Below are 21,786 nucleotides of genomic sequence, written 5' to 3'. Positions count from 1 at the left end.
TATCGCCCAAACTGGTTAAATTTTAACAGTGACAACTATCCTGCCAGAGGGGGCTGTTATGCGAGATACTTAATGTATCAAGCAACGTCTATTGAGAATGATGAAACGCATTACTTTAATAAGACCTTTCAGCACGTAGATTCTCGTTGTGGTGCGATTGATAATTTGAAAGTAAGCCATTTAAAATCAGCATTCAAAATCCTGTACTCCTTGTTCGATAAAATTGCCTATTTCATTCATCGCTTTTTTGATCTAAATGACATCTCAAAAGACAACAAAATCTATATCGATAAGTTGTTTCAAAAACTCAACGGTAAAGGCTGGAAACCAAACGAGAAGTTGGAAGATGGTAAAAACTATTTCATCAATGCACTGTTCTTTATCTTACAAGATTTGAGAGATGTAAAAGGGTTTGAGTCAGTCTCAAAGTGGATTGATCCGAATGCTGAAAAATTCAGCGAAATTAGAAACGCTATGGAGCATCGCTCTTTAGTTGTTGTTGATACTGAGTCTTATCACTTGATTACTAACTTCGATATCGTAAATAAGCTATCAACAGAACGCTTCAATAGTGATTATTCAGAATTGGAAAGTGGGTTAGGCGAAATCACCCTGAAAATATCAAAGGCTCGAAAGGCGAAAGACAAGGTTTTGGAACAAAAGTACAGAGGGAGGCAAGGTGAGCTTGAAAGAGAACTTGCAGGCTTAGACGCTCAACGATATGAGAAACAAAAGCTATCATCTCATACACTGCATATCACGGTTGAGGAGCTTGAAGCTCGATTATTTACATTAATAAAGTTAGTAAGAAACTCGATCATGTACCTATCATTGTCAATCAACTTAGACTCAGAAATGAAAAAGGAACATCAAGAGGGTATCGCTTTACCTCGTGAGATTCCGCTAAAAGGGGAATGAATATGACAAAAACAGAGATTTACGATTTTATCGGTGAGCTGGCAATTGCTCTTTACTCAAAGAAAATTACGATTAGTCTCACTGCACTGAATGCCATTTTAGATGATAAAGGTGCTGCTTATGGCAATAATAGAGGGTTAGCATCTGGTGTTGCCGCTGCATACCGCCATTGGGAGCAAAAAGATCCTGTCATCTATCACGCAATTGCTCTCACTTTCAGAGATAAACACGGGAATATTCCTTGGGAATAGTATCAATAGTGTGAACTATCTCTAAATTTTTTCTCGCCCCAGTCCCGTTTCCCAAGCCCTTTAGGGTGCATTCAAAAAGCAGTAGGAAAATACAATGGGAAATATCGTTTTTAAACCTTGGGTTGGCAGTAATTACACAACAAACAAATTTGGAGTAAGAATCTTAGTTCTTGGTGAATCTCACTACGGTTCGCCAGAAGATGAGTATGAAGATTACACCATTGATGTTGTAAAAATGTGGGGACAGGAAAACCGATTAGCCTTTTTTACAAAAATCGCTAAAACATTGCTGAACTATGATAGCTCAGACTATCTCAATGAACATGAGCGATATGCGTTGTGGGAAAACGTTAGTTTCTACAATTATGTACAAGCTATCGTTGGTGAAAGTGCAAGAATTAGACCTACATGTGAAATGTGGAAGAAATCAGAGATAGCATTTAAAGAATTAATTGAAAGGCTTGATCCGCAAATCATCATAGTTCTTGGTAAGGAGTTGTCTGAAAAACTACCAGTAATACCAGAGGGTATTGAAGTTTGTTTTCTTAACCATCCTTCTTCTGGTGGTTATAGTTATGCGGTAAACAATCAATTGGTGCAGAAGTCAATTGAAACGGTTAAGGCTAATGACGATAAACTGTTTGCTGCTCTACTCAAAGAGAATAAATTGGACAAGTCTTTTAAAGTGGTAAAAGTTCAGCGAAGTTTACTGTGGGGAAATTGGAGAGCCAAAAACGTCTGTGTAAGAGCTGCTTCAAAGGGACTGCTATCTTTCTCTGAGAAGGATGGTGAGCTTGTGTATACGGTAAAGTAATCATGCCAGAGAAACGAACAACTCTTTGAATGAGGTGCTATTGGTTTTCAGTGGTAAACTAAGAACCATTAACGAAAGTAGCATCGATACAGAGAAGTCACTCGTTTGAGTGGCTTCTTCACGATTAGATAGGAAGTATGAGTTATGAAAGCAGAAGTTAAGTGGATTGAAGATTTAAAATTTGTTGGTAAAACTGATAAAAATCAAGAAATTACAATGGCAAGTGGTGACAGCACTTATTTCTCACCAATGGAAATGGTGTTAATGGCTGCCGGTGGTTGTAGCTCTGTTGATGTGGTTGATGGTTTGAAATCTGCTGGCCAAAATATCACAGGCTGCAATGCAAAACTTGAAACCACACGTCGTGAAACCGCACCAAAAATCTTTACCGTGATTAACATTCATTTTGAAGTGTCTGGTGACAACCTAGATCCTGAGTTGGTCGCTAAAGTGTGTGCTGACTCTTTAGAAAAGTACTGCTCAGTGTGCTTAATGCTGGGTGCTGGCGTTGAAATGACGCACAGCTGGGAAATTATCTAGTCTCTGATTGTACTGCTTGGCGGTAGGCTAATTTTTACGACTTACGGGCATAGCTAGATAAAGAAAAGGGCGGAGCACTTTAAAGTGTTCCGCCCTTAATTATTCTAGCTAGAGTAGAGTGCTATTATTCAGTCGTTTCTACAATAACTTCTTCAATTTGAGCTTCTTCTTGGTATTCAAAGCTTGGGATCGTTGCGTCAACACGACGGTTTTGCGCACGGCCTTCAGCGGTAGCGTTTGATGCGATTGGGTTTTCTTCCCCTTCACCAGAAGCCGTAATACGCTCAGCTTCAATTCCTTGCTCTTCGATGTATGCAGCTACAGCGGCAGCACGTTTCTTAGAAATCATCATGTTGTATTCTGCCGCACCAGTTGAGTCAGTGTGGCCAACAATGTTAACGGTCGATTGAGGGTGCGCTTGTAAGACTTCAACAATTGGCTGTACAGCTGTTTTACCTTCTTCTGAAAGCTCTGTGCTGTTAGTCGCAAATGTACCTTGAGAGAAGCTCTCGGTTTGCGCTTTAGTAACAACTACCGCTGCTTCTTCTTCAATAACCACAGTTTCTGGCTCGGTGATTGGCTCAGAAGGTACTTGAGTCACTGCCGCCGCAGAAGCTGCAGCCGCTGCTGATGCGGTTGTGTTACCTGTACCGAAGTTGTAGCTAAGGCCAACAGTCACAAGGTTGGAGTTAAGGTTTTGAATGATCTTATCATCAAAATCATCGAAGTATTGGTATTCAACTCTCAGCGCCCAATCGTCTGAAAACTGTTTCTCAGCGCCGATACCTAAGGCTAATACAACGTCGTCTTCGTCGTCATGCATGATGTAAGCAGGACCTGCTTTGAAGAAGATATCAAACTCTTGTTTAATCGCTAGTCGATACATCGGGCTCAAAGAAATGGCTACGATAGAATCGCTATATGTTTTAGGCGTTCCGTTGTTGTTAAAGCTGGTATCATAATCACCTAAGTAATCTGCATTCAATTCAAGAGTAATGTTATCGGTAAAGTTGTAACCACCGTAAATACCACCCGCAACAGAATCATCTTCACACTTTTCACCGCTTACACAAGCGCTATCTAGCCAACCCATGCCAACTTTTGCGCCTACGTATGTCGTTGCGGCAATTGATGGAGCAGCAGCGAAACCTGAAGCTGCAATCACAGCACACATGATTTTTGAAAGTTTTTTCATAATCTTATCCTTGGATTAATTTTTATTGTTATCTAAACTGGCCATTAAATCGAAAGCTTACCGTGTGGGACACTGCAACGGTAAGTAAATCAAGGCTTTAATTCAGTCAGGGCCTTTTCAGGAACTGTTAACACATTGTTAGTCTGATTGCTTATGAGAGTCAATGTGATTGCTGGGATTTATATTTTTCAAGGTGCCTATTTATAGCTTTTTTGTCGAAAAATTGTTGTCTCAAATGTTGGAAACGAAGAAACCTCGCATCATTTTTACGTGATACGAGGTTTCATTTTGCATGTGTGCGGATTATTGGGCTACAGACCCTGATTTGCAGAAGTGGCAGGAGTTATGGACGCTCACCTGCTAGTAAGCGCTTCTCGATATCAGCAATGATACCTGGCAGATCTGCAATAGTATCGATCAGGTAGTGTGGGTTTGATTTGTTTAGCTTCACGCTGGCTTTTTCACGTGCATCGGCGAGTGTTGCTTCATCTGCGTCTAAGTATTCTTGGTAGGTGAAGCCAGCTTCGTTGCCTGATAGTACAAGGCCTACTGTCCACATGCCTGCGTTGTGGCCTTCATCGATACCCGGCGCAGCGTCATCTACTTTCACACATGCAGCGACGTTTGTTACACCTAGATCTATCACGTTTTTAAGAGCCATAAATGGAGCTGGGCGGCCACCTTGAGGTAAGTCATCCGTTGCAACTACGTTGTCTGGTCGGTAACCGTAATCTGCCGCAGCAGGGATTAGCACATCCATCACTTCACGTGGGTAACCAGAACAAGAGCCAATTTTTACATTCTTTTCTTTTAGGTTATTTACAACTTCAATTGCGTTTAAAATTGGTGCTGCGTGGTCTGCTACTTTTGCTTTCTGAAGAGGCATGAATGCCGCGTAGATCGCATCAACGTCTTCACTTGTCATCGAGCGTCCGAACTGAGCCTTCCAACGAGCGTCAACAGCCGGAATTCGACCTACTGCTTGGATGTGGTCCCATTTGCCGATCCCCATAGGTTCACGCGCTTCTGCTAAGTCGATATCAAAGTCGAAACCTTGTCTGAATGCTTCAACGAAAATACTGGTTGGAGCAAATGATCCAAAATCAACGATAGTGCCAGCCCAGTCAAAGATAACCGCTTGGATAGGTGATGTTGTGTTCATAGTCGTGTCCTATTTCTGTTCTCTCCCAGCTCAAGTTGTTCTGGGAGATGAATGATTGTTTTAAGTTATTGGTTAGATGATGGTTTAAAGGTATTCAAAGTCTTTGCAGACTTTCGCTATCGCTTTTTCGAATACAGACAGAGCGACTTCTAGTTCACTGCGGCTGATGATCAATGGTGGGCTCAACTGAATCACATTACCTTGTGACACCTTGAAACTCAGGCCATCGTTTAGACATTGGTAAAGTACTGCTTCCGCTTCATCGAAAGCTCGGGTTTTGGTGATGTGGCCAGTGACCAATTCCACCCCCCAGAGCAGGCCGATGCCGCGAACGTCACCAATGACTGGGTACTTCTCTTTCATTTGAAGCAGCTGTTCACGCACGAATGCGCTGTCCGCTTGTACTTTTTCAAGTAGGTTTTCTTGTTCAATCACTTCCATGGTCGCGAGTGCTGCCGCGCAACCAATAGGGCTTTTCTCATGGGTGTAGTGACCAAGAGATACTTGCGCTGCCGTGTTGTATTTGTCTTTTGTGATCATGGCTGCGATTGGTACTAAGCCGCCGCCAAAACCTTTACCGATACATAGGATGTCAGGTTCGATATCAAACGCTTGGTGAGTAAACCATTCGCCGCTACGACCCATGCCATTTGGGATATCATCAATGATCAACATGACGTTGTGTTTGTCACAGATCTCACGGATGCGTTTCCAATAAGCCTTACTTGGCACTTGAACGTCTGTGTTACGCACTGCTTCCGCAATGAAGGCACCAATGCCACCTTCTTTTTCAATCACATACTCAAGGTAATCGGCGTAGTGAACATCACATGCGGTCTCGTTCGCATCACTGGAATTTTGCCCGCGAAGCGAAAAAGAGTCATTGAGCGGAAAAGCACCACGATAGGAAACCGCTGGTGGAATACGTTCTACGCCAGACATTAACGGGCCCATACCTTCGCGGAAACACGCTTCGCCACCTACTGAAATTGCATCGAGTGACGCGCCATGGAATGAGTCCCACAGTGACACTACTTTAAAGTTGTTGGTGATATGTCGAGCCAGTTTGAGCGCCATGCCGATCACTGATGTGCCACCTGGAGCAAACAACACGCGATTCAAATCACCACCGCAGATCTGTGTCAGCTTTTCAGCACACTGAACGGCTGTTTCATTGGTAAAACGACGAGGTGAAAATGGCAATGACGCCATTTGCTGAGTCACTTTATTAATGATGTGGGGGTGACCATAACCTAGTTGATGGACATTATTGCCGTGAAAGTCCATGTACTTCTTGCCTGACGTATCTTGTATGTAGATGCCTTCTGCGGCTTCAAGTGTATCTAGACAAGGCGTTGACATGGCTTGATGAAGAAATACGTCAGAATCACGTTTTAACATCGATTGAGTCGCGTCATCGTTTAGTGATTCGTTCCATTTTTCGCGTGCTGGTGTGGTGTTCACATCACCTTCACTTCGAAAGTGCGCCGCGTTCACCACTGGCTCTTGGTTAGTTATCGTCATTACTTGATATCCCAGTACATAGCATTCTTAACTGCGCCAATGAGAGCTTCAATGTCTGATGGGTACACTTCACCGATGTTACCGATTCGGAAGCAGTCTGCATTTGAAACCTTGCCCGGGTAAATCACAAACCCTTGTTCTTTCAAACGGTCATAGAATTCCTTGAATTGGTAATCGCTATGAGCTGGAGAATAGAAAGAGGTAATGATTGGTGAATGAAGGTCATCATTAAGCAGCGGTTCAAAGCCAAGAGAGCGCATACCTGCAACCAATGTGGTTTGGTTGGTTTGGTAGCGGTTATAACGAGCTTCAATGCCGCCTTCTTGTTCCAATTCAAGTAGAGCTTGGTAGAAAGCGCGCACTGTATGAGTCGGAGAGGTGAAACGCCATTTACCATGGTTGCTTTCCATGCAGTGCCATTGGTCAAACAGGTCAAGGCTTAATGAGCGAGCTTGGCCTTTGCACTTCTCTAACTCTGACTGCTTAGCAATAACAAAGCCGAAGCCCGGTACACCTTGAATGCATTTGTTGGCTGAGCTGATCATGTAATCGATACCTAAGTCAGCAATATCCATAGGGATACCACCAAAGCTCGACATCGCATCAAGAATGACGGTTTTGTTGTGCTGCTTCGCCAATTTGGCGATGTCTTTAATCGGATTCAACATACCAGTGGTGGTTTCACAATGCACAATTGCAACATGAGTAATGTCTGAATCCATGGCCAATGCCGTTTCCATTTCGTTCAAGTCAGGCTGTGATGTTTCACCTGGGGAAACGACATGGCATGGAATGTTTAAATATTCTGCGATTTGAGCAATACGAGCACCATATGCTCCGTTATCGACCACAAGAAGCTTACCGCTGTTAGAGATAACGCTACCGATTGTTGCTTCAACTGAAGCAGTGCCGCTGCCTTGCATTAATACGCTGGTATATCCCGCCTGCTTAGTTGCCAAAGTCACAAGCTTGCTACGAATCACTTCAACAATGTCTTTGTTGTATTCATCGTCCCAAGTACACCAATCTTTTAGCATCGCTTGGCGAACGGTTTCAGAAGTAGATAGAGGACCCGGTGTCAGTAGTAAATATTCGTTTCTCATGTTCAATTCTCGTGATTTTAATTTTGGACTATACCAGCGCTTGCGGTTACTTTAACAACCAATTTAAACGGTCGTAAATAGTCCAAACGTTATTTTCACAAAAGCTTCATATTAAGATTGGTCACTTGTGTTGAGAAATTTTCCGATCTTGAAATTGCCATTTTTTGTTCATTTAATCGTCATAAAAGCCAGTTAGCTTAATACTCGAAATCTGGTACATACCAATATAAAGGTGTGTTCTAACAACCTAAATGAATTTATGGATATAGAAGCCTCTAGATGGAGCTTCTAGCTTTAACAACTTTAACTTTGGCAATTTTTAATTTTGGCAACTTCTCACTTTAGAGTTGGCCTGACTGGAGAAAATGATGAAAAACCGTTTTATGAAAGGATCACTTGCAGCATTAGTTACTCTATTAGCTGGTAATGCTTATGCAGCACAGGAAGTGACGGTTTACACCGCTTTTGAAACTGACATTTTAGCGAAATACAAAAACGCATTTGAAAGTGAAAACCCAGACATCAACATCAAATGGGTACGTGATTCAACTGGAATCATGACGGCAAAATTATTAGCTGAGAAAAACAATCCTCGTGCAGAAGTGGTATGGGGCCTTGCGGGTTCTTCAATGGCTCTACTTAAAGAGGAGGGCATTCTTAAGCCTTACACTCCTCAAGGTGTAGAAGCGCTGCGTTCAAACCTCAACGATCCGCAATCTACTCAAGCTTGGTATGGCAATGACGCCTTCTTCAATGCGGTTTGTTTCAACGAAGTAGTTGCTAAGCAATTGAACCTACCTGCACCTAAATCTTGGGATGACCTAACGAAGCCTATCTACAAAGGCCACATTGCAATGCCAAACCCAGCGTCTTCTGGTACGGGCTACATGCAGGTTTCGGCTTGGTTACAAAACATGGGTGAAGACCAAGGTTGGAACTACATGCAGAAGCTAGATCAAAACATTGCTCATTACACGCACTCTGGTTCTAAGCCATGTGTTCAAGCGGGCATGGGTGAAGTGGCTATCGGTATTTCTATGGCGAGCCGCGGCGCGAAGCTGAAGACTCAAGGCGCGCCACTTTCTGTGATTACACCGGAAGGTATCGGTTGGGAATCTGAAGCGGTAGGTCTTGTTAAGCCTTCAGGTGCAGCACAACGTGTTATCGATTGGTCTATCTCTAAAGCAGCGAATGAACTTTACATCGAAATGTATCCAGTTGTTGGCCACCAAGATGTCACAGGTAAAGCAGAAAACTTCCCGAACGTAGAGAAGAACATGGCAAAAATGGACTTCGCTCGTATGGGCAGCGAACGTGCAGATGTTCTGAAAACATGGTCTGAGAAGTTTGACGCTAAATCAGAGCCAAAATCTTAACCTGCTGAGCTAGTTAGTTTATTGGCTACTTGGTTCATTAGGCATTTGCTCCATTAAATACGCAGCCCACTAGAAGTAAGAAATCAGCAAAGGAAGGCTTCGGTCTTCCTTTTTTAGTTTTACGCCTTTAGGTTTTAAGTAAGGTACAACAAATGACAAAGCACTACTCATATTGGTTCAAGCAAGCATTGGAACAGGAATTTGGTAGCATCAATGCGGGGCTAAAATCCGCTACACCGCTTCAAAAAGACGTTAACTGCGACATCGCCATTGTCGGCGGTGGTTACACTGGTTTATGGACGGCGATTTTAATCAAACAACAACAGCCCGAAAAACATGTTGTCGTGATTGAAAAAGGCTTGTGTGGCAGCGGTGCTTCTGGTGCTAACGGCGGGTGTATGCTGACTTGGTCAACCAAATATCCAACCTTGAAAAAGCTCTATGGAAAAGAGCAAGCCAAATGGCTGGTTAAGGAATCGGAAAAGGTTATATACGAGATCGAAGCCTTCTGTAACGAACACAAGATTGACGCGCATCTTTATCGAAGCGGTACTTACTACACGGCGACCAATGAAGCGCAAAAGGGGGGAATGGAACCTGTTGTGAATGAGTTGGTCAAGCAAGGCATAAATAGTTGGAAGAAGTGTGATAACTCTTTGGCTGAGAAAGCGGGATCGGAGCGTCATATTGAAGGTTATTACTCAGAAGCCGCGGGCAGTGTGCAGCCAGCGTTATTGGCGAGAGGCTTACGCCGAGTCGCTCTCGAACTGGGTGTCGAAATTCACGAAAACACAGAGATGACATCACTTGATTATGGAGCCCCGGCTCGAATCCAAACCAAAGGTGGCTCTGTTTTTGCCGACAAAGTGATTTTGGCACTCAATGCATGGATGCTCGATCACTTTAAAGAGTTCAAACGCAGTATAGTGGTTGTTTCTTCAGATATGGTAGTGACCAAGCCTATTCCTGAAAAGCTCAAGCAATTTGGCCCAGAGAAAGGGGCGGCGGTGGTGGATTCGCGTATCTTTGTTCACTACTACCGAGATACCCAGGACGGACGACTCATGTTGGGCAAAGGTGGTAATAAGTTCTCGTTTGCCAATCAAGTTGAAAGCATGTTTAACCAAACGACCAACTACCTGCCGATTCTCAATCAATCCTTTCAAAAACTGTTCCCTAAATTGCAACAAAGTGAATTCGATTACAATTGGTCTGGCGGCTCAGACCGTTCGGTCACCGGATTGCCATTTTTCGGTAATCTAAAACGCCAAAACAACATCTATTATGGGCTCGGTTACTCAGGTAATGGTGTTGCTCAAACTCGTATGGGCGGAAAGATTCTCTCATCTATGGTACTTGGAGCTGATAACGCTTGGACCTGTTGCGGATTAACCAACGGACCGCTTGGGCATTTCCCGCCAGAGCCATTTCGTTGGGTAGGTGCGATGATGGTGCGTGACGCGGTACGAAGAAAAGAGAACGCGGAAGATTCTGGTAAAACGCCATTGTGGCTGGATAAGCAATTGGCAAAGCTGGCTGGTGCGGCGGGCAAAGCCGACAAGGTTAAATCATAGATTAATCTAGCGTTTAAATTAGAAGTTTACATTTGGGCTCTCAGTGATCTTTGGGCAAGTCATTGAGGGCTTTCAACGTTGAATTAAGTTTCAATGCTGAACAAATAATGATCTTTAATGCTTATTATATCTGCAATATAACTGTCATTTAGCTTCTATAAATTTGTCACTTAACTGCAATGTTCTCAGTTTAAATTTGGTATATACCATATAGAGAGTGCTGTAGTATGAGCAACCAAACTTATTTGAATATTGAAAACGTTGTAAAGCAATTTGGCCAATTCACAGCGTTAAAAGACATTTCCCTATCGATAGATAAAGGCGAGTTCGTCTGCTTCCTTGGCCCATCTGGCTGTGGAAAAACCACCTTATTACGTGCGATTGCAGGTTTAGATTTACCTACTTCAGGTTCTATTGAGCAGAACGGTAAGGATACGACCTTCTTACCACCAGAAAAGCGCGACTTTGGCATTGTGTTCCAGTCTTACGCTTTGTTCCCGAACCTTACTGTGGAAGAAAACATTGCGATTGGCCTTAAAAACCAAGGCATGTCGACCAAAGAAGCTCTTGAGACGGTTGAGTCTTGGTTAGAGACCATCGGCTTACCGACGTCTGGTCAGAAATTCCCAAATCAATTGTCTGGTGGGCAGCAGCAGCGTGTGGCTTTGGCTCGTGCTTTGGCTTTGTCTCCAGGTTTGCTACTCCTTGATGAACCGCTTTCTGCATTGGATGCAAAAGTAAGAACACACCTGCGCGACGAGATCTGTCAATTGCAGCGTAAATTGGGCATCACCACGATTATGGTGACGCACGATCAAGATGAAGCTTTGAGCATGGCTGACCGCATTGTGGTAATGAATCACGGTATTATCGAGCAAGTGGGCGCTCCACAAGAGATCTACCAAAAACCCGTCAGTCGTTTCGTGGCTGAGTTTGTCGGCAGTATGAACTTTATTCAAGCTTCTGTAGCAGCTCAAGGCAAGATGCGTATTGCTGAGTCTATGTTGCCATTGCCTGGGTTAGACAACCTGACACCAAAGCAGGGTGATATGTTTGATATCGCGGTTCGTCCTGAGCAAATCCAGTTTGTTGATCGTTTTAGTGAATCCTTGCCAGTGAGAATCGTATCAAGCGAATTCTTAGGGGCGTTTTATCGCGTGGAGTGCGAGTTGCAACATGACTCAACGGCGAAAGAGATCATCGTGGATGTACCCGTCAAAGAGTTCAACCGATTGAAGCTGCGTCGCAGTGATATTCGTTACGTTGCATTCGATCAAGAAGGCCTGAGAGCTTACCCATCGAAAAGCTTGCAAGTGATGAAAGACGAGGCGGCGTAAACAATCATGGAATCGACTCAAATGATGCAATCTAAGCTGCTAATTCAACGACGAGTACAACCTTTTCTGGCTCGGTTAAGCAAAGACAACGTAATTCTGTTTGGGCTGTTGGCCTTTTTGTCTGTGGTCATGACGTTGTTTATCCTGATGCCACTGTGGGCAATGTTGAAAAAGAGTGTTCAGAACGCAGATGGTGAATTTGTAGGCTTACAGAATTTCGCTACGTATTTTGCGTCTCAAAGCCTGTGGCAGTCGGTGGGCAATACCTTCACGCTCGGGTTGTTAGTGACCGTTGTCGTGGGTGTCTTGGCGTTTGGTTATGCCTATGCGCTAACTCGTTCATGCATGCCTTTTAAGGGGCTTTTTCAAGTACTGGGTTCTGCGCCTATTCTTGCTCCGTCGCTGCTTCCAGCAATCAGTCTTATCTTCTTATTTGGTAACCAAGGTATCGCTAAAGAAGTCTTGGGTGGCAACTCGGTTTATGGCTTGATTGGTATCTCACTGGGTTTGATATTCTGGACGTTTCCACACGCTTTGATGATTCTGACCACCTCATTAAGAACCTCTGACGCTCGCCTTTATGAGGCAGCACGAGCACTCAATACTTCATCGTTAAAAACTTTCTTTATGGTGACGTTACCTGCGGCAAAATACGGCTTGATCAGCACTCTGATCGTTGTGTTTACGCTGGTGGTTTGTGACTTTGGTGTGCCAAAGGTGATAGGTGGTAGCTACAACGTGCTATCGACTGACATCTTTAAGCAGGTGGTTGGTCAACAGAACTTCTCTATGGGTGCGGTAACCAGTATCTTGCTGCTATTGCCTGCGTTGCTTGCGTTTACCGTTGACCGCTGGGTTCAAAAGAAACAGAAGAGCTTGTTTGATACTCGTTCTGTCGCGTACCAACCAGAGCCAAATACCATGCGTGATGGATTGTGTTTCCTTTACTGCACGGTCATTTCGGCTGCTGTCGTTATCGTGTTGGGCATGGCGATATACGGTTCTATGGTCACCTTCTGGCCTTGGAACAAAGCGCTCACCCTGAATAACTACAACTTTGCTGAGATGAGTACCTATGGTTGGACACCGTTCTTCAACTCTCTGACGCTTGGTGCATGGACTGCCATTATCGGTACCGTATTGATTTTCTTAGGTGCGTATTGTATTGAGAAGGGCAGAGCATTTGGTCCCGTTCGTCAGGCGATGCAGATGCTCAGTGTTGTGCCGATGGCCGTTCCGGGTATGGTTCTGGGTTTGGGGTATATCTTCTACTTCAATGACTTGAGTAACCCACTTAACTTCCTGTATGGCACGATGGCGTTCTTGGTGATTAATACGGTGGTTCACTACTACACAGTAGGGCACATGACGGCGTTAACGGCATTGAAACAGCTACCTTCGGAAATTGAAGCCACGGCGGCCTCGGTTAACCTACCGCAATACAAGCTGTTTTTTAAGGTGACGGTGCCCGTTTGTTTGCCTGCGATTTTAGATATTGCGACATACCTGTTTATTAATGCACTTACCACGACATCTGCGGTAGTATTCTTGTATTCTACCGATACGATACCTGCGTCAGTTTCAGTGTTGAATATGGACGATGCGGGGCAAACCGGTGCAGCAGCAGCCATGGCGGTAATGATCATGATATCTGCAGCGAGTGCGAAGTTGATTCATATGCTAATCAACAAGTTTTTCGAGAAGCGCACCCAAGCTTGGCGCAAACGCTAGCGAACCATTTTATATTGCAGTTGGCCAAGGAGTGGCTGACGACAAGAACAAGAATGAAAGGAAATTAAGTGCAGTACGTAAAAATCAAAGATGTCATTGTAGAGCAGATAGAGTCGGGGATGTTAACGCCACGACAGAAGTTGCCTGCAGAACGTAAGCTGGCTGAATCGTTTGATACAACACGAGTTACCTTACGTGAAGCTTTGTCTTCGCTTGAAGCTGAAGGGCGTATTTACCGAGAAGATCGCCGCGGTTGGTTTATCTCTCCCGAGCCGCTTCGTTACGATCCAACCCAAACACTGAACTTCACTAATATGGCTCTGGCGCAAAATCGTCAACCGAAAACTGAGTTAGTGGCAGCAAAAGGGATGTTGGCAACCAAGGAGGCGACTAAGCTTCTTGAGTTACAACCGTTCTCCGATGTTTATCGAGTCGATAGAGTTCGCTACCTTGAAGACAGACCGGTTGTGTATGTGACGAACTACATTCGACCAGAGTTGTTTCCTAACTTACTCGATTATGACCTGTCTAAATCACTGACCGATATCTACCGTGAGCACTTTGGCGTGGTGTATCAGAAGATTCGTTACCGTGTGAGTACAACGTCTTTGCTGGGTGAAACCGCGCAAGCATTGCGTGCGACTTCTGGCTCTCCTGCAATGGTGGTAGAGCGTGTTAACTACAATCAAAATGGCGATTTGATTGACTGTGATATTGAGTATTGGCGTCATGACGCGATCAGTATAGAGTCGATCGCACAGTTAGAACGCTAGTCATACGTTAGAACGCTGGCACACCTTAAATTCTCTGAGCTTGCTCAATTGAAACGATCAAAGGTCTCTTATCTGGAGGCCTTTTTTATCCCCTGTTTTAAGCGGTTGCTCTTATCAGTCAATAAGTTAGGAATTAAATGGAATTCTCTGCCATCATCATCGTGATTATCTCGGCTCTGCTGCATGCGGGTTGGAACGTTCTAGGTAAATCTAATCAAGGATCGGGTTCGTCTTTCTTCCTAGCCTCTGGCTTTGCCGCCGCAGCGATATTGACTCCCTATCTGGTTTGGTATGCCTACAGTGTTGGCCTGTCAAATATATCACTTCCATTCTGGCAGTTGGTTTTCTTGAGTGGGATCTGTCAAATCGTCTATTTGATTGGGTTAGGCGCTGCCTATAAACAAGCTGATATTGGTGTGATCTATCCGATGGCACGAGCACTTCCGGTGTTGATGGTGGGGTTAGGCACGGTGTTGATCGGCTATGAATTGTCGGCGAATCAGTGGATGGGTTTTGCACTGATCACATTAGGCTGTTTGTTCGTTCCACTGAAACAATTCTCTGAGCTGAGGTTCAAGGCCTACCTGAACCTCGGTGTGCTGTGGGCATTAATCGCCGCCATTGGTACCACGGGCTACTCCATTATAGATAAAGAAGCGCTCCTGTTATTGGAGCCGTTAAGCACGCCTACCATTACTAATAAACACACGGCGATTTTCTACCTAGGCATTCAATTTTGGGCGATCGTGATTCCGCTGAGTATTTGGTTGTTGGTGTCCAATCAAAGAATCGAATTTACCAACGCATGGATACTACGTAAGAAAGCCACGGTTGCAGGCATTATGATGGCATCGACTTATGGTTTAGTGTTATTTGCGATGACCATGACAGAGAACGTCAGCCTGGTTGTGGCACTTAGGCAAGTCAGTATCATCTTCGGCGTAGTGATGGGGATCTACTTTTTAAAGGAAAAGTGGCACATGACTCGCGGTGTAGGCGTCGTTTTTATTATTGCTGGTTTAGTTATCTCACTGACTTAAAAAGAAATTAATTTACACCTCCAACCTATAATGTGACTTTTTAGGCACATTATCCTTATTGATAGCAAACGTTTTACTAATGTTAAAGATGTGATCCTTCTCATAGACAAGGTAGTAAAGTTACCGGTAACATCTACCCCAACGTTACCGGTAACATATAACAACAAACCGGACTCTGTGAAACTCATAAGGATACCCAAATGAAAGCTCTGACTAAAACGCTGATTGCTGCTTCCCTCACTGGCCTATTTGCTACTTCAGCAATGGCTGCAGACTTTAAACTTAAGATTCAATCTTCAGATCCATCTGGTGATTTGAACTTCAAGGTTCAGCAGAAGTGGGCTGAGCGTGTAGAGACGATGTCTAACGGACGTATCGACATCGACCTTCTGCCTGTAGGTGCTGTGGTTAAACACACTGAAACGCTAGGCGCGATCAAGATGGGCATCCTTGATGGTCATATCACAGCAACAGGTTACTTCTCTGGTAAAGATCCAGCATTTGGTCTTATCGGTAACATGGTTGGTGCATGGTCAGACACAACACAACTGCTTCAGTACATGAACTACGGTGGCGGTAACGAGCTAATGACTGAGCTTTACAAGCCTTACGGTGTTCAGTTCGTTGGTGCTTCAACAACAGGTGTTGAGTCTTTCATTTCTAAAAAGCCAATTGACGGTGTCGCGGATCTTAAAGGTCTTAAATTACGTGCACCTGAAGGTCTAGTACAACAAGTGTTCGCAGCAGCGGGTGCGACTCCAGTAAACCTTCCGGGCTCTGAAGTATTTACCGGTCTAAGCAAGGGCGTAATTGATGCTGCGGACTACACAGTATTCTCGACAAACCAAAAAGCGGGCATGAACGATATTGCGACACACCCAGTTCAACCGGGTTTCCACTCGTTGCCACTTATCGATATCTCTGTTTCTCAGAAGAAATGGGACAAGATGCCTGCTGACCTACAAACAATCTTACAAACATCTGTGCGTGACTTTTCTTACGACATGACGACTCAGCTAAAAATGGCTGACCAAGCAGCAGTTAAAGAAGCGCAAGCGAACCCAGAAATCACTATTCATGACTGGTCTCAAGAAGAGCGTAAGAAGTTCCGTGAGATCGCAAAAGGTCAATGGAAAGTATTTGCAGAGCGCTCTGATAACGCACAGAAAGTTTACACCTCAGTTACCGTGTTCCTAGAAGAAAACGGCTTACTGTAATTCAAACTTAGCTTACTGATGGGGGAGGGCATTGCTCTCCCGTTTTCTCCCAGGAAATTTGGCCATGACAGACAAAATCCCTCACGCACCAGCTGAAAACGATGAAAAGCCAAGAAACGGGCTTGATCGTCTTATCATAAAATTCAGCAACTTAGTTAGCTGGTTGTTTATCTTCACTGTATTGATTTCATTTTACGAAGTTGTGATGCGCTATGCATTTGACGCCCCAACCACTTGGGTTCACGAGACGGCTTCATTTATCGGTGGTTCATTATTCATTATCGGCGGCATCTACGCTTTCGCGGCTGATAAACATGTACGTGTTGTTCTTATCTACGATTCAGTGTCTAACCAAACACGTAAGTATCTTAATCTTGTTCACCACATTGTTGGTTTAGCCTTTGCGGGCATGCTTGCTTACGCGGCTTACTTCACTGCAGAAGAAGCGTGGTTTGCACCTTGGGGTGAATTTCGTCTTGAGACATCAGGCTCAGTGTTAAACGCGCCTTATCCTGCGCTGCTTAAAGGTCTGATCTTTGTCGTTTTGTGTGTTCTTGTTGTCCAGTTTGTATTGCACCTAATCCAAGAGTTGATGGGTCTAAGGAAGAATGACGATGTTTGATTTATCTTCTATTGGTATCGCATGGGGCAGTTTACTCATGCTGGTTATGATGATTGGTTTGCTACTCACTGGTATGCAGCTGGCCTTCGTAACAGGCTTTGTCGCGATTTTCTTCACCCTGTGTTGGTTTGGCCCTGATGCCTTGCCTTTGATTGCGAGCCGCACCTACAGCTTTGCTTCTGGTTATGTATTCCTCGCCGTCCCAATGTTCGTATTGATGGCAGCGCTCTTAGACCGTTCTGGTATCGCACGAGACCTGTTCGATGCCATGAAATCGGTTGGCCGTAAGGTTCGCGGCGGTGTTGCGGTACAAACTTTATTGGTAGCCGTGTTATTGGCGTCAATGTCAGGTGTTATCGGTGGTGAAACCGTACTACTTGGTATTCTTGCTCTGCCTCAAATGCTTCGCTTGGGTTATGACCGTAAGCTTGCTATCGGTACAACCTGTGCGGGTGGCGCGCTAGGCACCATGCTTCCGCCAAGTATCGTACTGATCATCTATGGCATGACAGCCAGCGTATCAATCGGTGATTTGTTCAAAGCGTCTTTCTTACCAGCCTTTATCCTAGCGGGTTGTTACATCGGCTACGTATTGATTCGTTGTAAGCTAAACCCTTCTCTTGCACCGATTCCAAGTGATGATGAGACAGAAGAAGACATCGCTAATCAACCTAGCTACTTCAAGGCTCTGTTCTTCCCGCTGCTTTCAGTAGCAACCGTTCTAGGTAGTATCTACACAGGTATCGCTTCAGTAACCGAAGCTTCTGCTTTGGGTGTGGTTGGTATTATGATCAGTGCACTAATCCGTGGTGAGCTGAACTACAACATGCTGAAAGAGAGTGCCATGGCAACAATGCGTACTTGCGGCATGATCATGTGGATTGGTATCGGTGCAAGTGCTCTGGTTGGTATCTACAACCTGATGGGCGGTATTGATTTTGTTGAAGAAACCATCCTTGCGCTAAGTGGCGGCAACGCGACAGTAACGTTGTTAATCATGATGGCTATCTTGCTGGTACTCGGTATGTTCCTTGACTGGGTCGGTGTAGCACTTTTGACAATGCCAATCTTCGTTCCAATCATTACTGGCCTTGGCTTCGACCCAGTTTGGTTTGGTGTTGTGTTCTGTCTAAACATGCAGGTGTCCTTCTTATCACCACCATTTGGCCCTGCGGCGTTCTATCTGAAATCGGTAGCGCCAAAAGACATCAGCTTGGGTGAGATATTCACGTCACTACTGCCGTTCATTGCACTTCAAGTGTTGGTTTTAGGCTTGGTTATCGTCTTCCCACAACTCGCGCTTTGGTGGCAATAACAGCAAAGGTTCCTGACCAGACTTAGCGTCAGGAACCGAACCGCAACAACACAAGTTTAACTATTAGATTCGATTGTCAGCCCCAGTTTTGGTTGGGGCTTAGGGAAGGCTTGCCTTATGAAAAGCAAAAAAATACTCGTGATGGGCGTATCTGGATGCGGAAAAAGCCTGATTGGTAGCCGTATCGCAGAAGCATTAACGCTCCAGTTTTTTGATGGAGATGACTTCCATCCGCAAAGCAATGTAGAAAAGATGCGTCAAGGTATTCCGCTGACAGACGAAGATCGTCAAGGATGGCTGGAAACACTGAATAAACAATATATCGAACAACCAAGCGCTGTGATCGCTTGCTCGGCACTAAAGCCGCAATACCGCGATATTCTGCGCAACAACAATGAAAATTTGGTGATTGTTTATCTACAGGGCAGTTTCGATACGATTTGGAATCGTCACAAAGCGCGTGAAAATCATTATTTTAATGGTCAAGAGATGTTGAAAAGCCAGTTTGAAACCTTGGTTGAACCGGAGCTAGATGAAGCGTTATTTGTCGATATCTCGCAAGATGTTGAGCAAGTCGTAGAAAGTGCACTTAAACAAATTAAGCAGATAGGTTAACCATGACTCAGATAAAAAATGACATCGCGATGATTGGTTTAGGTGTGATGGGCAAAAGCTTAGCGCTGAACCTACTCGACAATGGATTCAATGTTTCGGGTTTCGATTTAAACGCTGACAACATTGAACGTGCAAATTCAGAAGCGAAGCAGCTTAATGAATCCTCTGACGGCAAAGGTCAGTTCACTAAAGGCACTAGCCTTGAACATATGCTCCAGGGCTTAGCAAAACCGCGTGTTATTGCGTTATCGGTTCCTGCAGGAAAACCTGTCGATATCGTCGTAAATAATCTGCTTGATGCAGGTTTGGAGAGTGACGACATTGTTATCGACACAGGTAACAGTTTATGGACAGATACCGAGACTCGTGAGTTGAACTATAAGGGCAAGCTACGTTTCTTCAGTACCGCGGTTTCTGGTGGTGAAGAGGGGGCTCGTGTTGGCCCTGCGCTAATGGCGAGTGGTGACCAGTCTGCTTGGCAATATGTAAAACCAATGTGGGAAGCGATTGCTGCTAAAGTGGATGTAAACGGTTTACCTGTTGCTCAATTTGAAGCGGGTGAGGCGTGCGCGGCGTATGTTGGCCCTTCTGGTACCGGTCATTACGTTAAGATGGTGCACAACGGCATTGAATACGCCGATATGCAGCTCATCTGCGAAGTGTATCATTTCATGCGTGATGTTCTGGACATGCCAGCTCAAGAGATTGGCCAAGTTTTCGAACAGTGGAATAACGGTGTTCTAAACAGTTACCTGATGGAAATCAGCGCCGATATTCTTCAGCAAGACGATATTGTTACTGGGAAGCCTTTTGTTGATGTTGTGCTGGATAAGGCTGGGCAGAAAGGCACTGGATTGTGGACTGCGGTGAATAGTCTACAAGAGGGTTGTCCAACGCCAACCATTGCACAGGCGGTCTATGCTCGTGCAATGAGCGGTCAAAAATCACAACGTATTCAAGGGAGTCAGCTTCTAAAAGGCAATATTGCGGATGCCAGCCAGTTGGACAAAGCGGAGGTAGTCTCTGAGCTTCATGACGCTCTCTACTGCGCCAAGCTATCTGTTTATGCTCAAGGCTTTGACTTGTTGAAAACAGCGTCAGACAAAGAAGGCTGGAACCTAGACTTCACTCAAATAGCTAAGATCTGGCGAGCGGGTTGTATTATCCGTGCTGCTTTCTTGCAAAGTATCACGTCGGCTTACCAACAAAATAGTGAGTTGGCGAACTTGTTGTTTGATGAGACTTTCATCAAACAAGTGGAAGAGCGTGAGTTGGCTTGGCGTATTGCTGTGGCTAATTCGGCCTTATATGGTGTGCCGATGCCGGGGATCAGTTCAGCATTAAGTTACTTTGATTCGTTGCGCTGTGAAGTATTGCCAGCGAACTTACTGCAAGCGCAACGGGATTACTTTGGTTCCCACACTTATTCGCGAGTCGATAGAGATGAGGCTGAAAAGTTTCACGTGACTTGGAGTCAGTCTCCAAGAACGGAAGTTAACGCTTAAACAATGTATAACGCCCTCGCTATGAGGGCGTTTGTAATTGTGATGCTATATCAACCTTTTAGTAAATTAGGCTTCAAATTCCAAGTCAGTTGGATACACTGTTACCAGTAACATAACTCAAAAATAACAATTATTAATTATGTCGAATAAGAAAAAACGTCCAACATTACAAGATGTTGCCAACTTAGTTGGTGTCACCAAGATGACCGTGAGTCGCTGTCTGAGAGATTCTTCTCAAGTCTCAGAAGTGCTACGAGACAAGATCAACGCCGCAGTCGATGAACTGGGCTATATCCCTAACCGTGCACCAGACATTCTTTCCAATGCAAAGAGTAATGCAATAGGTGTGTTGGTTCCCTCGCTAACTAACCAAGTTTTTTCTGAAGTTATTCGTGGTATCGAGCAAGTCACCGCACCAGCAGGCTATCAAACCATGATTGCCCACTACGGCTATAGCGCAGAACTGGAAGAACAGAGTATTGCTTCGCTGCTCTCATACAATGTGGATGCGATTATTCTGTCTGAAAATGTGCATACCGATAGAGCGCGTAAGATGCTACAGACCGCGTCGATTCCTGTGATTGAGATTATGGACTCGGTATCGCCAAGAATTGAACAAGCTGTTGGCTTTGATAACTTCGAAGCGGCTAGGGCTATGACTAAAACCATGCTCGAACGAGGGCGTACCAATATTGCTTATTTAGCAGCACGTATGGACGAGCGAACTCGCTTAAAAATGGCGGGCTACGAACATGCGATGCAAGAAGCCGACAAGTCGCCCGTGACACTGCAAACGGAAGACGCTTCCTCGTTTACTCTTGGTGCAAAACTGATTGGCGAGTTACTAGAGAAGCACCCTGAAGTGAATGGCATTTTCTGTACTAACGATGACTTAGCGATTGGTGCTTTCTACGAATGTGTGAGACGCGGTATTCAAGTACCAGAGCAGATGGCGATTGCCGGTTTCCACGGACACGACATCACAGTGGCGATGACACCTCGTTTAGCGACTGTAGTAACACCGAGGGAGCAGATCGGTAAAGTCGCGGCAGAACAAGTAGTGGCGCGTTTAAAAGGTAATAAAGAGTGGATTTCGAAGTTGGATCTTGGCTATGAGATTGAAGTAGGCGAGAGTATTTAATTTTTAGTCCGGTTTTGCTCTTTATCGGATTCA

The 21,786-nt window shown here is 44.7% G+C and carries 20 protein-coding genes; 16 read left to right on the top strand and 4 right to left on the bottom strand.

Annotation, left to right across the window (positions count from 1 at the left end; genetic code table 11):
- From ACED45_RS17490 to ACED45_RS17475, 4 genes are all read left to right on the top strand, one after another.
- Window positions 1–918, top strand: a 918-nt coding sequence (locus ACED45_RS17490) for an LA2681 family HEPN domain-containing protein (RefSeq protein ID WP_371714595.1), incomplete at its 5' end; no start/stop codon positions are given.
- Between the two features lie 2 nt (window positions 919–920).
- Window positions 921–1,169, top strand: coding sequence for a hypothetical protein (locus tag ACED45_RS17485; RefSeq protein ID WP_371714594.1), 249 nt, complete (start codon window positions 921–923; stop codon window positions 1,167–1,169).
- Window positions 1,170–1,263: 94 nt separating this feature from the next.
- Window positions 1,264–1,983 carry a hypothetical protein gene (locus ACED45_RS17480; RefSeq protein WP_371714593.1) on the top strand — a complete coding sequence of 240 codons (720 nt, stop codon included), beginning with the start codon at window positions 1,264–1,266 and terminating at the stop codon, window positions 1,981–1,983.
- 144 nt (window positions 1,984–2,127) lie between these two features.
- The gene (locus ACED45_RS17475; protein WP_371714592.1) at window positions 2,128–2,523 is read left to right on the top strand and encodes an OsmC family protein; all 396 of its coding nucleotides are present in this window, start codon (window positions 2,128–2,130) and stop codon (window positions 2,521–2,523) included.
- 124 nt (window positions 2,524–2,647) lie between these two features.
- Here ACED45_RS17475 and ACED45_RS17470 read toward each other — a convergent pair whose 3' ends face one another.
- The 4 genes from ACED45_RS17470 to phnW all read right to left on the bottom strand — a co-directional run bounded on the left by ACED45_RS17470 (window position 2,648) and on the right by phnW (window position 7,507).
- Entirely contained in the window at window positions 2,648–3,718 is a 1,071-nt protein-coding gene (locus ACED45_RS17470; protein ID WP_371714591.1) for an OmpA family protein, read from the bottom strand.
- A 343-nt stretch (window positions 3,719–4,061) separates the two neighbouring features.
- Complete coding sequence (gene phnX, locus ACED45_RS17465) at window positions 4,062–4,880, bottom strand: phosphonoacetaldehyde hydrolase (RefSeq protein WP_371714590.1); 819 nt, start codon at window positions 4,878–4,880, stop codon at window positions 4,062–4,064.
- A gap of 84 nt (window positions 4,881–4,964) precedes the next feature.
- A complete protein-coding gene (locus ACED45_RS17460) occupies window positions 4,965–6,404 on the bottom strand; it encodes an aspartate aminotransferase family protein (protein ID WP_371714589.1) in 1,440 nt (479 codons plus the stop codon).
- Window positions 6,404–7,507 carry a 2-aminoethylphosphonate--pyruvate transaminase gene (phnW, locus tag ACED45_RS17455; RefSeq protein ID WP_371714588.1) on the bottom strand — a complete coding sequence of 368 codons (1,104 nt, stop codon included), beginning with the start codon at window positions 7,505–7,507 and terminating at the stop codon, window positions 6,404–6,406. Before phnW ends, ACED45_RS17460 begins: the two co-directional genes overlap by 1 nt.
- Before the next feature lie 365 nt (window positions 7,508–7,872).
- Here phnW and ACED45_RS17450 point away from each other — a divergent pair, with 365 nt between their 5' ends.
- The 12 genes from ACED45_RS17450 (at window position 7,873) to gntR (ending at window position 21,753) form a co-directional block, all read left to right on the top strand.
- A complete protein-coding gene (locus ACED45_RS17450; protein WP_050711828.1) occupies window positions 7,873–8,883 on the top strand; it encodes a putative 2-aminoethylphosphonate ABC transporter substrate-binding protein in 1,011 nt (336 codons plus the stop codon).
- Between the two features lie 152 nt (window positions 8,884–9,035).
- Window positions 9,036–10,457, top strand: a complete 1,422-nt coding sequence (locus tag ACED45_RS17445; RefSeq protein ID WP_048659105.1) for an FAD-dependent oxidoreductase — start codon at window positions 9,036–9,038, stop codon at window positions 10,455–10,457.
- A 227-nt stretch (window positions 10,458–10,684) separates the two neighbouring features.
- Entirely contained in the window at window positions 10,685–11,794 is a 1,110-nt protein-coding gene (locus tag ACED45_RS17440) for a putative 2-aminoethylphosphonate ABC transporter ATP-binding protein (RefSeq protein ID WP_371714587.1), read from the top strand.
- Between the two features lie 21 nt (window positions 11,795–11,815).
- Window positions 11,816–13,525, top strand: a complete 1,710-nt coding sequence (locus ACED45_RS17435) for a putative 2-aminoethylphosphonate ABC transporter permease subunit (RefSeq protein ID WP_371714586.1) — start codon at window positions 11,816–11,818, stop codon at window positions 13,523–13,525.
- Between the two features lie 68 nt (window positions 13,526–13,593).
- Window positions 13,594–14,298, top strand: coding sequence for a phosphonate utilization transcriptional regulator PhnR (gene phnR / locus ACED45_RS17430; protein ID WP_371714585.1), 705 nt, complete (start codon window positions 13,594–13,596; stop codon window positions 14,296–14,298).
- A 137-nt stretch (window positions 14,299–14,435) separates the two neighbouring features.
- The gene (locus ACED45_RS17425; RefSeq protein WP_061017475.1) at window positions 14,436–15,338 is read left to right on the top strand and encodes a multidrug transporter; all 903 of its coding nucleotides are present in this window, start codon (window positions 14,436–14,438) and stop codon (window positions 15,336–15,338) included.
- Between the two features lie 200 nt (window positions 15,339–15,538).
- A complete protein-coding gene (locus tag ACED45_RS17420) occupies window positions 15,539–16,555 on the top strand; it encodes a TRAP transporter substrate-binding protein (protein WP_019820432.1) in 1,017 nt (338 codons plus the stop codon).
- A gap of 64 nt (window positions 16,556–16,619) precedes the next feature.
- The gene (locus tag ACED45_RS17415; protein WP_017058622.1) at window positions 16,620–17,177 is read left to right on the top strand and encodes a TRAP transporter small permease subunit; all 558 of its coding nucleotides are present in this window, start codon (window positions 16,620–16,622) and stop codon (window positions 17,175–17,177) included.
- A complete protein-coding gene (locus tag ACED45_RS17410; RefSeq protein WP_048659109.1) occupies window positions 17,170–18,492 on the top strand; it encodes a TRAP transporter large permease in 1,323 nt (440 codons plus the stop codon). Before ACED45_RS17415 ends, ACED45_RS17410 begins: the two co-directional genes overlap by 8 nt.
- 117 nt (window positions 18,493–18,609) lie before the next feature.
- Window positions 18,610–19,107, top strand: a complete 498-nt coding sequence (locus tag ACED45_RS17405) for a gluconokinase (protein WP_123301534.1) — start codon at window positions 18,610–18,612, stop codon at window positions 19,105–19,107.
- 2 nt (window positions 19,108–19,109) lie between these two features.
- Window positions 19,110–20,612 (top strand): NADP-dependent phosphogluconate dehydrogenase, encoded by a 1,503-nt coding sequence (gene gndA / locus ACED45_RS17400; protein ID WP_371714584.1) that lies wholly within the window; start codon window positions 19,110–19,112, stop codon window positions 20,610–20,612.
- Between the two features lie 139 nt (window positions 20,613–20,751).
- Window positions 20,752–21,753, top strand: a complete 1,002-nt coding sequence (gene gntR, locus ACED45_RS17395; RefSeq protein ID WP_371714583.1) for a gluconate operon transcriptional repressor GntR — start codon at window positions 20,752–20,754, stop codon at window positions 21,751–21,753.
- The last annotated feature ends 33 nt before the right edge of the window (window positions 21,754–21,786 follow it).

It is taken from the genome of Vibrio crassostreae, from assembly GCF_041439375.1.
Classification (GTDB): domain Bacteria; phylum Pseudomonadota; class Gammaproteobacteria; order Enterobacterales; family Vibrionaceae; genus Vibrio; species Vibrio crassostreae_D.
Note: the sequence above shows the minus strand (reverse complement) of the source record. Positions and strands in the feature narration are given on the sequence as shown.